The organism is Symbiobacterium turbinis, from assembly GCF_055383075.1.
The window spans coordinates 2,203,754-2,216,175 of sequence record NZ_AP042433.1 but is presented as its reverse complement, the minus strand read 5'-3'; the positions used below and the strand labels follow the sequence as shown (position 1 = coordinate 2,216,175).

Sequence of the window (12,422 nt, the reverse complement as noted above, 5' to 3'; positions counted from 1 at the left end):
GGCAATCACGAAGGGTGGATAGCGGCACATCATGGACGACACGATTGATCTTAGGCAGTTAATCGAGGCGCTCCTGCGCGGGAAATGGGTTATCGCGGGCATCACCATCGTCGCCATGCTGGTGGCCGGCGTGGTGAGCTTCGTTGTGATCGAGCCCACATACGAAGCCAGAGCCACGGTGGTGGTCACTCTGCCGCAGCGCGCCCGGGAGGCCGGCGGCACCGGATGGAACGCCGTGGTGGAACAGGCCACTGCCAGGCCGGAGACGAGCATGGAGACCCTGCGGGTCCTGGCGACCAGTACGGATGTGCTGTCTGCCGTCGTCGAAAGGCTGCAGCTGGACATGACGCCGGGGCGGCTGGCTGGCAAGGTGACTGCGCAGGTGCCGAAGGACACGACCTCCCTGCAGATTACCGTGAAAGACAGCGATCCGGTGATGGCGGCTGAGGTCGCCAACACGCTGATCGACGTATTCGTCGAGCAGGTCGATCGCCTGAATGAGGAGCAGGCCCAGGGGGTCACGCAATTCCTGGAGGAGCAGATGGCCGTCGAGCAGCAGCGGCTCGCGCAGGCGACGGCGGAGTTGAAGGACTTCCTCCAGCAGCCTGGCGGCATCGATGAACTGGAGCGGGAGCTGTCGGCCAAGCTAACCCTGCTCAGCGAGTATGCGGCCCGAAAGACAAACCTGCAGGTGGAGCGAGACGCGATTCGGGCCGAGGTGGCACAGGCAGAACAGCTTGTGAACAGCCTGCCCGCCAAGCTGACCACGACCCGTGTGGTCGCAGATGACGCTGCCCTGCATGAGTTGGCCGAGGAGAGGTCCGGCGACTCCGGAGCCGCAGGACTTCGGGTGGAATCCGAAGCGGTCAACGAGGCCTGGGTGGAGGCCACGAAGCTGCTGACGCTGAAGCAGGTGGAGCTCTCTCGGGTGGAGGCCGAGCTGGAGGCTCTCGATGGGGCCATCGCTTCTGTGGAGCAGGAGCTGGGCCCGATTCGCGTTGCCCTTCTGGAGAAGCAGACGGTGCAGCGGGAGCTGCAGTACCAGGTGGACCAGGCTGCTGCCGCGATGCGCACCCTCTCGGAGAAGTACCGGGAGGTCAGCGTGAGCGAGGCCGCCCGGATATTCGAAACCAAGATCACGACGGTGAATTCGGCCTCAGTGCCCTCCCGGCCGGTGGCGCCCCGGACGAAAATGAATGTAGCCGTAGCCGCCGTACTGGGGCTCATGGTGGGCGTAGGAGTCGTGCTGTTCGCGGACTACTGGCGCAGCAGCGGCACCGGGGCCCCAGGCGCCGATGGCCGTGCTGGTGCGGCTGGTTGATCCGTACTAAGCCTCGAATAGCCCCCATCCGGGTAGATTCGCCCCGGATGGGGGTTTTCGCGTTCCATGAGGTACAGGTACAGAGACCGGCTGCCGAACAGCACGCACGTGCAGGAGGCCTGCTGAGACCGCCGAGGCGCTGCGCACCGGCCTGGTGCCCGAGACAGTTGAGGCGATGCTGTCCCGCCTGTCCGACCGGACGGACATCGCCCCCTGGGCGGAGGCCGACGTGGCCCTGGCCTACCACCTGGGGATGCTGAAGGGCAGGAGCGATTCCGCCTACGAGCCGCTGGCCGACGCCACCCGGCTGGAGGCGGTCGTGGCGCTGAAGCGGCTGCTGGAGGGACTGGGGGAGCTGAGGTTTGAGGCTCCCCGCCGGAATGAGTTTCCCGGCGCAAGAAGCCCAGCGGCGCTGAGGGCCTCGCTCCACAAGGAGTCCCGCCGTAAGTGGCGGGGCTCCTGCCATATGTTGGGCCGCGTTTTGGTCTTACGGCCGGCCGCAGCACTTCTTGTACTACTTCCCGCTGCCGCAGAGGCACGGGTCGTTGCGCCCAGGCTTCAGCGGCCACGTGGACGCCGGGCTTGGGTCCGGACCTGATGCGCTCCAGCTACGGCCTGACGTCCCACCCACACGGCCGGGGGGCCTGCGCCCCCTGGCGAAGTATGGCACAGGACATGCCCTGATAAGTACGGAATACAAGAGGGAGACTCTGCCTGGAAAGACGGTTTGCTCATTTCGACTGCGGATCGCCCCGGTCACCCGCCGGACCGCGAGGGGGATGATTCGACGGGTCATCGCGGTGGTGCGCCGAGAAGGGAGGATGCTCCGTGAAACCCTACCGCATCGGTATCGTCGGCTACGGATTCGGGCGCGTGCATGCAGAGGCCTATCGCCAGATCCCGTTCTACACGGATGTCGGAGCACCGATCGAACTGGCAGGGGTGGCGACCAGCCGCTCCGAGACCGCACGGCAGGCGCAGGCCGAGGCCGGCTTCGCCCTGGCCACTACCGACTGGCGCGAACTTGTGGCCTCACCCGGGGTTGACATCATCCACGTGTGCACGCCGGACGACCTGCACCACCCCATCGCCAGCGCAGCCCTGGCGGCGGGCAAGCACGTCTACTGCGAGAAGCCCCTGGCCCGCACAGTGGCCGAGGCCGAGGACCTCCACGCCCGGGCCCGGGCATCGGGCAGGGTGGCGCAGATCGCCTTCCAGATGCGATACGGCTCGGCCGTCCAGGCGGCCCGGCGGCTGATCCGGGACGGCACCCTGGGCGAGATCACCAGCTTCCGGCTGACCTACCTGCACTCGGGCTACGAGGATCCCGACCGTCCCCTCACCTGGCGGCTGGACCATACCCGCACCGGCGGCGGTGTGCTGTACGACCTGGGCTCCCATGCCATCGACCTGCTGACCTTCCTGCTGGGCCGCCCCCGCCGGCTGGTGGGGCTGACCCGGACCTTCATCAAGGAGCGCCCGGTGGCGAAGGGCAGCGACCAGCGGGTGCCGGTCAAGGTGGACGACGTGGCCCTGGTGACGATGGAGATGGAGGCAGGATGCGTCGGAGTCCTGGAGGCGACCCGCCTCGCCACCGGCGTGCGCCGGGGGCCTGACCTGACGATCTACGGCACCCGCGGATCCGTGGCGTTCAACGGGTTCACCAACCACAACGAGCTGAACCTCTACCTGAAGCAGGAGAAGGTGCCCGGCCTCGGCGGGTGGGAGACGATCAACACCGGCGGCCGGAACCCGGTGCCGCTGAGCGTGGCCGCACAGGCGGCGTTCCTCATGGCCATCCGGGACGGGCGGACGGAGGCCGAGCCCAACTTCGGCACGGGACTGCAGGTGCAACGGGTGCTGGCCGCGGTGCAGGAGTCGGTGCGGACGGGTGAGTGGGTAGAGGTAGGGTGAAGCGATAGGCGGGGGGGACGCACTCGTGCGTTCCGCCCCGCCCTTCTGCGCTGTTCGCATTCAGTGTGGGGCGGCCTGGCAATGTTAACCGGCGCAAGGCCTGCTTCCGCTCCCTGAGCGCCGCCCACACGCTTCTAGAACAGAGCATACCTGCAGGGCGAGAGCATAGATGAGCCCTTCCGCCCACACGCAACGAGAACAACGTGCATGCGCCGGGGAGAGCAGGGGAAACCCGGTCACCCACACTCAATAAGAACAGCGCGCATGTGCCGGGGGTGACAGTGTACCCCCGGCCCTAACCTAAACTATCAGGCCGTCGACCTTCACAATCGCCTGGTGCAACCGGGTGCAACCGGGTGCCACCGGGCCCAGCCCTCACAAGCCTCGGGAACCCCCTACCCCGGCACATCCCCCAGCCCCTGCACGGGCCGCTTCGGCAGGCCCCGCGCCGGCTCCGCCAGCTGCACGGCCAGCGCGACGGCAGCCTCGGGGTCATCCACGTAGTGGATCGGCACCAGCCGCCGGTGGTCCAGGAAGCGCCCGTCCACCAGGGCCGGCGCCAGCTCGTCGCCCCAGCCGCCCGTGCCGCGCAGGGCCACCAGCGGCTTGCGGTAGAGATAGGCGACGGCGATTTCCGCCAGGGTGCCCGCGCCGCCGCCCACGATGATGCAGGCGTCCACCGCGTGCACCAGCACCTCGCTGCGTCCCACCATCGTCAGGCCGGTGGTGACGGGCACCGTCACGTGCGGGTTCGCCTGCGACAGGTCGTCGCCGGGCAGGATGCCCACCGTCACCCCGCCAGCGGACTGCGCGCCGTGGCAGGCGGCGGCCATCACGCCGTCCCGCCCGCCGGTGAAGAGCAGCGCGCCCCTGGCGCCTACGGCCTTCCCCACCGCGAAGGCGGCCGCACGAAGATCCTCGCCGATCGGCCCGGACTGGCCGATCACGCCGAGCCGCAGAACCATGCCGTATCACTCCTCCGGCGCGCCCACCAGGGGCTCGTCCGTCACCCGGCCCACCAGCATCCGCTGCACCCAGGCCGAGGCGGCCAGCATCACCAGCCCCGTCACCACGAAGACCGCCCGGGGGCCGAAGGCGTCGGCCACCCAGCCACCTAGCGACGGTCCCACCACTGACCCCAGGTTGGTCGCGCTGGTGTTGATGCCGTACGCCCGGCCCCGGAACGAGGGGTGCACCACCTCGGCCAGGGCGGCGTGGACCGACGGCTGCACCGCCGCGGTGGCGATGCCGAACACGAAGCGCAGCAGGATCAGCCAGCCCACGGTCTGCACCAGCGACTGCGGCAGCACCAGCAGGCCGGCGGCCAGCAGGCCCGCGGAGAGCAGCCTCGCGAAGCCGACCCGTTCGCCTACCCGGGCCAGACGGGGGGCCGTGAGCACCGTCGCAACGGCCGGCAGCGAGAAGACGAAGCCCACGATGAAGTCGGCCGCCTCGCCCTCGCCGAAGAGCAGGCCCGTGGCGGCGGCGATCCAGCCCTCGCGGGCCAGGGTGGGGATGAAGTTGGAGAGAATCGGCTGCAGCGACTGCAGCGACGCCTGGATGAGCAGGGCCGAGACCATGAGCGCCAGGAGCCGCCGGTTGGAGACGGCGATCTTCAGGTCCGAGATCACGCTGGTGCGGGCCTTGCCGGCGCCGATGATCCGCTCCCTGACCAGGAAGATCACCAGCAGGACGGAGACGGAGACCAGCACGGAGGCGACCCGCATCGTCCAGCGGATGCCCACGAACTCCGCCAGGGTGCCGCCCAGCAGTGGCCCCAGGATCGTGCCGGTGGCCATGCCCGTCTGCAGGATGGCCAGGTAGCGGCCCACCCGGTCCTCGGGCGTGTTGGTGGCCACCAGGGCGATGGCCGACGGGATGAACCCGGAGAAGGCGCCGTTGAGGAGCCGCAGCCAGAAGAGCTGCACGTGGGTGGTCACGAAGCTCATCAGCAGGTAGACGGTGCTGATCGCGACCCCCGCGCGGATCAGCATCGGCTTGCGCCCGTACCGGTCGGCCAGGTTGCCCCAGATGGGCGCCATGATGGAGCTGGAGAGAAAGGTGATCGAGAAGATCAGGCCGGACCAGGTGTAGAGGTTCTTCGTCACACCCAGCTCGGCGATGAATCGGGGCAGAAACGGCATCACGAGCGAGAAGCTGCACGCCGTGAGAAAGTTGCCCAGCCAGAGTACGTAAAGGTTCCGCTGCGCTTGATCCATAGCAACTAATTCGCCTCCCCGAATAGTGACTGAATTAGTCACGGGGAGGCGATCTCCTGCCGCCGGCCAGGCCCGGCGTGTCCTGCCGGACGGGCCTGGCATGTCCCCCCCGCCCCGTGCATAACTTGCTTCGGAGGGGGGACGAGCATGAGCCGGAGAGAGTCCTTGCTCAGGGGCGCGGCTGCCCTTGCGCTGGCGGGGCTCATCATCAAGGTGGGCAACCTGCTGGTCCGGCTTCCCCTCACCCGCATGGTGGGCTCGGAGGGCCTGGGGATCTACCAGATGGCCCTGCCGGCCTACAACGCGCTGCTGCACCTGGCCGTGGGCGGCGTGCCGGTGGCCGTCCAGAACCTGGTGGCCGAGTACAACGAGCGGGGCCGGCGGGATGTGATGCACCGGGTCCTGCGCCTGGCCCTCACCTACGGCCTCCTCGCCGGCGGCGCGGCCGCCTGCCTGCTCCTCATCGGCGCCCCGTTCCTGGCACGGGCCCTGGGCGACGCCCGCTCCTACTGGCCGCTGGTGGCCCTGGCCCCGGCGGTCATCCTCAACGGCCTGGACTCTGTCTTCCGGCACTACATGCAGGGGCAGAAGCAGATGACCCCCAGCGCCGTCGCCTCGGTGCTGGAGCAGGGGACGAAGATCGCCGTCACGATGGGCGCCGCCGTCCTGCTCCTGCCCCTGGGCTTGGAGTACGCCGCGGCGGGGGCCGCCCTGGGGATCACGGTCGGGGCCCTGGCCTCGGTGCTCTTCATGCTCTGGCGGGTGCGCCGGGAGCAGGCGGAGCTCGAAGCCGAGCAGGAGGAGCTCGCAGCAGAGCGCCCCATGCCAAGGGGGCTCGGCCTGCGCATGCTGCGGCTGGCGTGGCCCGTCACCCTGGGCTCGGTCACCATGCCCCTGCTCAACGTGCTGGATGTCTCCATCGTCCAGCGGGGCTTTCTGAAGGCGGGCTACCCGCCCGCCGCGGCCACCGCGCTCTACGGCGCGTTCGCCGGCATCGCCGTGCAGGTGGTCTGGTTCCCCTTCGTGCTCACCAACGCGGTGGCCAACGCCACGGTCCCGACCCTCACCGCCGCCAAGGCCCGGGGCGACATGGAGGCGGTGCGGCAGCGGGTGGTGCTGGGCCTCAGGACCGCCAGCCTGATCTGCCTGCCGGTGGCGATTGGCGCCATGGTGCTCTCGGCCCCCATCGCGCTGCTCTTCGGGGAGCCGCTGGCTGCCGACCCGCTCCGCCACCTGGGGCCCGTGGCTTTGCTCGGGCCGCTCACCTGGATGACCGTTGCGCAGCTCCAGGCCCTGGGGGAGACCGGCGCGCCGATGCGCAACCTCACCCTGGCCATGGTGCTGAAGCTGGCCCTGGACTTCTTGCTGGCGCCGATCCGGGGCATCGACGTCAACGGCGTCGCCACGGCCTCGGTGGTCATGTTCTTCACCGCCCTCTGGTTCAACGCCCGGGAGCTGGAGCGGCTGCTGGAGGAGCCGGTGCCCTGGGGGCGCATCCTGATGGGCCCGATGGTCGCCTCGCTGGTGATGGGCCTGGGCCTGGCGGGGCTCATCGCCTCCTTCTGGGGCACCGCGAGCCGGACGGAGGCGCTGGCCGCAGCGATGGTGGTGGCGCCGGTTTTGTACGGCGGCACCCTGATCGCCACCCGCAGCATCACCCGGACGGAGCTGCTGGCGATGGCGGGCCCCTTCGCTCCGCGCCTGGAGCGGTGGCTGGCGATCCTCTGGCCGTGGAGCTGACGCGCAGAGACCACCTGGCCGCCACCAGGTGGTCCCTGTCTACATCGCTTCGGTTGCCGGCTTCTCGCCGGCGGGCCTCGGCGCTTCTCCCTTCAACTCGCCATACAGCCGTTCGAGGGCACGCAGCATGATGGCCATCTCGTCGGGGGACCAGATCTTCGCGATCTCGGCCATCTCCTCGGCCAGCGCGTTCCTGATCTCCCACACCTTCTTGCCCTTCTCAGTCAGGCGGATGTTCACCACCCGCCGGTCCTCGGTGCTGCGCTCACGCACCAGCCAGCCGTCCCGCTCCAGCCGGTCGGCCACTCCGGTCAGGTTGCCCCGCGAGCAGTTCAGCTGATCCGCCAGGCTGCCCAGGGTGGTCGCACCGCCGTACATCGCCGCGAGGAGCAGTTGGTACTGGGGCATGGTGAGCCCGTAGTTGCGGCTGAGGAACCGGTGGCACCGCTTCTCCACCAGGTCGGCGATGGTCTGAAGAAGGGGAAGAATGTTCTCAGGCGTAAAACGATCCGCCGGGGCCGTATCGGCCTGTTGTTTCAAGCCTTTCACCAGCCTTTCCCTTTGTCGGTGGCACGGCCTTGACCAGGAGGCCGCCGGCCGGTCCATCGCATCTGCAGAACCAATTATCCCATGTAACCCAAATATTATCAATAAAGGGAGAACGTGAAACTGCTCTCTTTTCCTCATTTCCCGCAGGGCAGGTTCACATGGGACTCTTCGCTCTGTCATCACTATGGTTCCCATTTACCGTATACTCATACATATTCTCCCGCGCCAATTCCGATACCGCGCCTGCTCGCCCAAAATGCGGATGTATGGTAGAATGACCGCAAATCGTGTTCGGGAGTGAACGAGCATGCCGGTCGTCGCCTTTCAGGGGGAGTTGGGGGCCTACGGGGACGAGGCGGTGCGCGCCCGGTTCGGCCCGTCGGCGGAGCCGTATCCGTGCAAGTCCTTCGCCGATCTCTTCGAGGCGGTGGCCAGCGGCACGGTGGACTACGGGCTCGCGCCGGTGGAGAACTCCCAGGCCGGGTCCATCAACGACGTGTACGACCTGCTGCGCCAGTACGACCTGTACGTGGCCGGTGAGGTGCTGCATCCGGTGAACCACGCCCTGCTGGCGCTGCCGGGGCAGAGCCTGGAGGACATCCGCCGGGTCATCTCGCATCCCCAGGCGCTCGCACAGTGCGACCGCTTCCTGCGTGAGCTGGGGGTGGAGGTGGTGGCCACATACGACACCGCCGGGTCGGCCAAGATGATCCGGGAGCAGGAACTCACGGGCGTAGCGGCGGTGGCGGGCCTGGGCGCCGCGGAGCGGTACGGGCTGACGGTGCTGGCCGAGTCGATCCAGACCATCAAGGACAACGTCACCCGGTTCGTCCAGCTCCAGCGGGATCCGGCCCCGCGGGAGGAGGGGCCGCAGAAGACGATGCTCTTCCTCGCGCTGGCCCACCAGCCGGGCTCGCTCTACATGGCGCTCTCGGCCCTGGCCAGGCGGAACATCAACCTGCTGAAGCTGGAGTCGCGGCCCTCGCGCAACCAGCCCTGGGAGTACGTCTTCTACCTGGACTTCGAGGGCCATCGCGACGATCCGCACGTGCGGGCGGCGCTTGCAGAACTGGCGAAGTACGCAAACTATTGCAAGGTGTTGGGCTCTTTCAGGCGGGCGACCGCCTGAGCCTAGCAGGAGTTCGTAGTCACAGGAGCGAATGAGCACAGGTGGCGCAACCCCGGCAAGGAGGAAAGCCGATTGATCAAGAAAATCCTCATCGCCGACGCAGACCATTCGCGACGTGACTTGCTTCGTGCCACCCTTCAGGATCCACGCTACCAGATCATCGAAGCTTCAGGCGGCGTCCAGGCTCTCGCACTGCGCGAGAAGCACAAGCCAGACTTGGTCATCCTCGACGAGTCGATGCCGGGTGTCAGCGGTGTGGAGGTTTGCCGAGCGATCAAGCAGGATCTGGGATCCGGCAGCACCCCGGTCATCCTGCTGACCGAGCAGGATCGGCAGCCGGAGGTCGGCGAGGCCGGGCCCGACGTCTTCCTGCCCAAGCCTTACAGCCCGCTGCGCCTGCTGGGCGCCGTCGAGAAGCTGCTCACCCGGGCGGAGGACTGAGCACATGTATGACGAGATCTCCGGGCTGACACGGGAAGAGCTGGAACGGGAGGTCCGCTACTGGCGTGCCCAGAGCCTGCTTCTCGCCGAGGATTTCGGCGGGGTGCGGTCGGAGCTGTCACGCCATGTCGCAGAGGTGGAGCTGCTCCGCGCCCAGCTGCTCTCTTACGCGGAGGACCTGAACCGGGAGTACCAGCTGGTGCGGCAGCGGACCATCGAGCTGGAGCGGCTGCTCGTGGCCACTGTGGGCGCGCTGGCGAACTCCATTGAAGCCCGGGATCCGTACACGCGGGGTCACACCGACCGGGTGGCCCGCATCACCCTGGCCTTCTGCGACCGACTGGGATGGGAGCGGGAGCGGCTCTCCATCGCCCGCATGGGGGCCTTGCTCCACGACATCGGGAAGATCGGCGTGCCCGACGCCATCCTGCGCAAGCCGGGGCGGCTCAACGCCGAGGAGTACGAGCTGATGAAGCAGCACACCATCATCGGGGCGCAGATCCTGCAGGGCATCGACGCCCTGGTGCCGGCGATTCCGTTCGTGTTGAACCACCACGAGCGGTGGGACGGCAAGGGCTACCCGCACCAGCTGGCCGGCGAGGCGATTCCCGTTGAGGGGCGCCTTCTCGCGATCGTAGACGCCTTCGACGCCATGACCACCGCACGCGTCTACCGCGCGCCGATGAGCATGGATGCGGCCATCGCCGAGATCCGCCGCTGCGCCGGCACGCAGTTTGACCCCGCCCTTGTGCCCGAGTTCGTCCGGCTGTACGAGGACGGGCTGATCCACCAGGCCCTGGAGGAAGAGGTCACACGGGAGCTGTACGCGATCTAGCGCGCGGTTCGCCCGGTGGCCGCTGCCTTTTTTTGTGCCTTTTTCGCGGGCGGGGGCGCCGCCCGGTCCGGGAAAATGTGAAAAAGTGTGCAAGGGGTGTTGACACGGCGTGAAGGCGTGGGTACAATCGCAATCAATACGCTGGTACGTTAGTACAGTAAAGTGTGCTCGGCCAGCGTCGGGAATAGCGCACAAAGCAATGACGGGGCCAGTAGGACCGGAGCCACGGGTTCCAGAGAGCGGCCGGCGCTGGGAAGGCCGTACTCGTCCCGGTCTGAACCTCACCCCGTAGCTGCCCCGCTGAACCTCTGTGCGGCGCACAGCGTGCGGTGCACAGTCAGTAGGCGGGCGCCGGCCGCAAGGCCGTTATGATGAGTTGAGGCCCTTCTCTCCGCGGGGGAGGGCGAAGTAGGGTGGTACCACGACGGTCAGATCGTCCCTATCGCGAAGGTGCAAGACCTGAGCGATGGGGATTTTCTCTTTTCCGGAGAGGCAAGATTGAGGAGGTGTGATCGGGTGAAGCGCATCCTGGCGGTGTTGGTGGAGAATCATCCGGGCGTGCTGGCCCGGGTGGCGGGGCTCATTCGGCGGCGGGGGTTTAATATTGAGAGCCTGGCTGTCGGGGTGACAGACAACCCGGCCATCTCCCGGATGACGTTGGTGGTGGAGGGCGACGAGCCCACGCTGAACCAGGTCTCGAAGCAGCTCGACAAGCTGATCGAGGTGATCCAGGTAACCGACCTGGACGCGGATCACAGCGTGGCCCGCGAGCTGGCCCTGATCAAGGTCAGCGTCGACCCGGAGCGCCGGCCCCAGGTCCTGCAGCTTGCTTCGGTCTTCCGGGCCAACGTGGTGGATGTGGGCCACGAGGCGGTCATTCTCGAAGTCACGGGCACCCAGGACAAGGTGGACGCCCTGATCAGCCTGGCCCGGGAGTTCGGGGTCCAGGAGGTGGCCCGCACGGGGATCATCGCCCTGGCGCGGGGAGCGCAGTCGATGACGGCATACAGGGAGGATCGGTACGATGACGCGGCTGTACTACGAGTCTGATGCGAGTCTGGCGGCCCTTCAGGGGAAGAGGATCGCGGTCATCGGTTTTGGCAGCCAGGGCCACGCTCACGCCCTCAACCTGCACGATTCGGGCCTTGACGTGACCGTAGGCCTGCGGGAGGGCAGCCCCAGCTGGGCCCGGGCCGAAGAGGCGGGCCTGAAGGTGGCCACCGTGTCGGCGGCGGCTGAGATGGCCGACGTGATCATGCTGCTGATCAACGACGAGCACCAGGGGCGGGTTTACGAGGAGCAGATCAAGCCCCACCTGAAGGCGGGCAAGGCCCTCGGTTTCGGCCACGGGTTCGCGATCCACTTCGGCCAGGTGCGGCCGCCGGCAGACGTGGACGTCTTCATGATCGCTCCCAAGGGCCCCGGCCATCTGGTCCGGCGGCAGTACCAGGAGGGGCGGGGCGTGCCCTGTCTGATGGCGATTCACCAGGACGCCACCGGTCGCTGTAAGGATGTGGCCCTTGCCTGGGCGAAGGGCATCGGCGGCACCCGGGCCGGCGTCATCGAGACCACCTTCAGGGAGGAGTGCGAGTCCGACCTCTTCGGCGAGCAGGCCGTGCTGTGCGGCGGCATGACCCAGCTGGTGAAGTACGGCTTCGAGGTGCTCACCGAGGCGGGCTACGCTCCCGAGATCGCCTACTTCGAGTGCCTGCACGAGCTGAAGCTGATCGTCGACCTGATGTACGAGGGCGGCATGGCGGCCATGCGCTACTCCATCAGCGACACCGCTGAGTACGGCGACTACGTCAGCGGCCCCCGGGTCATCGGCCCCGAGGTGAAGGAGCGGATGAAGCAGATTCTGGCCGAGATTCAGGATGGCTCCTTCGCCAAGGACTGGATCCTGGAGAACCAGGTCGGCCGGCCGAAGTTTACCGCCCTCCGGCGGCAGAACGCCGAGCATGCGGTGGAGCAGGTCGGCGCCCGCCTGCGGGCGATGATGCCCTGGCTGCCGAAGCCGGTCGGCTCCGTGGGCAAGGAGTAGCCGGGCTGTTGTGGGTGGCCCCGCCAGGGGGGTCCCATCCGGACCCGGCTGGGTGTCCGCCCGGACCTTAAGGTCTGTTCTCGCTCCGTGTGGGTGCCTTGCGGGTGTGGCCGGTACCCTGCGGGTGTGGTGGGTAGCCGCGGGTGTGGTGGGTCCCTATCCGGACTTGGTGGAGGGCTTGCCCCAAACCTTAAGCTTTGTTCTCGTTGCGTGTGGGTAGCCCTCGGGGAGTG

12 protein-coding genes are annotated in these 12,422 nt (G+C 67.7%); 9 read left to right on the top strand and 3 right to left on the bottom strand.

Translation table 11 applies throughout. The features are described from left to right. Positions 1-31: 31 nt before the first annotated feature. The 3 genes from ACZ45O_RS10560 to ACZ45O_RS10550 all read left to right on the top strand — a co-directional run bounded on the left by ACZ45O_RS10560 (position 32) and on the right by ACZ45O_RS10550 (position 3,235). Positions 32-1,321 (top strand): GumC family protein, encoded by a 1,290-nt coding sequence (locus ACZ45O_RS10560; protein WP_464852856.1) that lies wholly within the window; start codon positions 32-34, stop codon positions 1,319-1,321. 154 nt (positions 1,322-1,475) lie between these two features. Next, positions 1,476-1,919, top strand: coding sequence for a hypothetical protein (locus tag ACZ45O_RS10555; RefSeq protein WP_464852854.1), 444 nt, complete (start codon positions 1,476-1,478; stop codon positions 1,917-1,919). Between the two features lie 230 nt (positions 1,920-2,149). Beyond that, positions 2,150-3,235 (top strand): Gfo/Idh/MocA family protein, encoded by a 1,086-nt coding sequence (locus ACZ45O_RS10550; RefSeq protein ID WP_464852852.1) that lies wholly within the window; start codon positions 2,150-2,152, stop codon positions 3,233-3,235. Between the two features lie 395 nt (positions 3,236-3,630). Here the strand turns inward: ACZ45O_RS10550 and ACZ45O_RS10545 are convergent, their stop codons facing one another. Continuing rightward, positions 3,631-4,200: a TIGR00725 family protein gene (locus tag ACZ45O_RS10545; RefSeq protein WP_464852850.1), complete on the bottom strand. Its 570-nt coding sequence runs from the start codon at positions 4,198-4,200 to the stop codon at positions 3,631-3,633. A 6-nt stretch (positions 4,201-4,206) separates the two neighbouring features. Next, positions 4,207-5,454, bottom strand: a complete 1,248-nt coding sequence (locus tag ACZ45O_RS10540; RefSeq protein ID WP_464852848.1) for an MFS transporter — start codon at positions 5,452-5,454, stop codon at positions 4,207-4,209. 147 nt (positions 5,455-5,601) lie between these two features. On the opposite strand from ACZ45O_RS10540, the gene ACZ45O_RS10535 reads away from it, so the two are divergent. Next, the gene (locus ACZ45O_RS10535; RefSeq protein ID WP_464852846.1) at positions 5,602-7,194 is read left to right on the top strand and encodes a putative polysaccharide biosynthesis protein; all 1,593 of its coding nucleotides are present in this window, start codon (positions 5,602-5,604) and stop codon (positions 7,192-7,194) included. A 39-nt stretch (positions 7,195-7,233) separates the two neighbouring features. Here ACZ45O_RS10535 and ACZ45O_RS10530 read toward each other — a convergent pair whose 3' ends face one another. Further along, positions 7,234-7,650, bottom strand: a complete 417-nt coding sequence (locus ACZ45O_RS10530) for a MarR family winged helix-turn-helix transcriptional regulator (protein ID WP_464852844.1) — start codon at positions 7,648-7,650, stop codon at positions 7,234-7,236. Positions 7,651-8,050: 400 nt separating this feature from the next. Between ACZ45O_RS10530 and pheA the strand changes: the two genes are divergently transcribed. From pheA to ilvC, 5 genes are all read left to right on the top strand, one after another. Continuing rightward, positions 8,051-8,872 carry a prephenate dehydratase gene (gene pheA / locus ACZ45O_RS10525; RefSeq protein ID WP_464852842.1) on the top strand — a complete coding sequence of 274 codons (822 nt, stop codon included), beginning with the start codon at positions 8,051-8,053 and terminating at the stop codon, positions 8,870-8,872. A 72-nt stretch (positions 8,873-8,944) separates the two neighbouring features. Next, positions 8,945-9,313 carry a response regulator gene (locus tag ACZ45O_RS10520; protein WP_464852840.1) on the top strand — a complete coding sequence of 123 codons (369 nt, stop codon included), beginning with the start codon at positions 8,945-8,947 and terminating at the stop codon, positions 9,311-9,313. 4 nt (positions 9,314-9,317) lie between these two features. Beyond that, a complete protein-coding gene (locus ACZ45O_RS10515; protein ID WP_464852838.1) occupies positions 9,318-10,148 on the top strand; it encodes an HD-GYP domain-containing protein in 831 nt (276 codons plus the stop codon). 516 nt (positions 10,149-10,664) lie between these two features. Further along, positions 10,665-11,198, top strand: coding sequence for an acetolactate synthase small subunit (ilvN, locus tag ACZ45O_RS10510; protein WP_464852836.1), 534 nt, complete (start codon positions 10,665-10,667; stop codon positions 11,196-11,198). Beyond that, positions 11,173-12,189, top strand: a complete 1,017-nt coding sequence (gene ilvC, locus ACZ45O_RS10505; RefSeq protein ID WP_464852834.1) for a ketol-acid reductoisomerase — start codon at positions 11,173-11,175, stop codon at positions 12,187-12,189. The genes ilvN and ilvC overlap by 26 nt, the downstream gene beginning before the upstream one ends. The last annotated feature ends 233 nt before the right edge of the window (positions 12,190-12,422 follow it).

What these genes read in the sequence shown, in the direction of transcription:
- ACZ45O_RS10560 (WP_464852856.1), top strand. Translation starts at nt 32, where the DNA reads ATGGACGACACGATTGATCTTAGGCAGTTAATCGAGGCGCTCCTGCGC.
- ACZ45O_RS10515 (WP_464852838.1), top strand. Translation starts at nt 9,318, where the DNA reads ATGTATGACGAGATCTCCGGGCTGACACGGGAAGAGCTGGAACGGGAG.
- ACZ45O_RS10545 (WP_464852850.1), bottom strand. Translation starts at nt 4,200, where the DNA reads ATGGTTCTGCGGCTCGGCGTGATCGGCCAGTCCGGGCCGATCGGCGAG.
- ACZ45O_RS10540 (WP_464852848.1), bottom strand. Translation starts at nt 5,454, where the DNA reads ATGGATCAAGCGCAGCGGAACCTTTACGTACTCTGGCTGGGCAACTTT.
- ilvC (WP_464852834.1), top strand. Translation starts at nt 11,173, where the DNA reads ATGACGCGGCTGTACTACGAGTCTGATGCGAGTCTGGCGGCCCTTCAG.
- pheA (WP_464852842.1), top strand. Translation starts at nt 8,051, where the DNA reads ATGCCGGTCGTCGCCTTTCAGGGGGAGTTGGGGGCCTACGGGGACGAG.
- ACZ45O_RS10535 (WP_464852846.1), top strand. Translation starts at nt 5,602, where the DNA reads ATGAGCCGGAGAGAGTCCTTGCTCAGGGGCGCGGCTGCCCTTGCGCTG.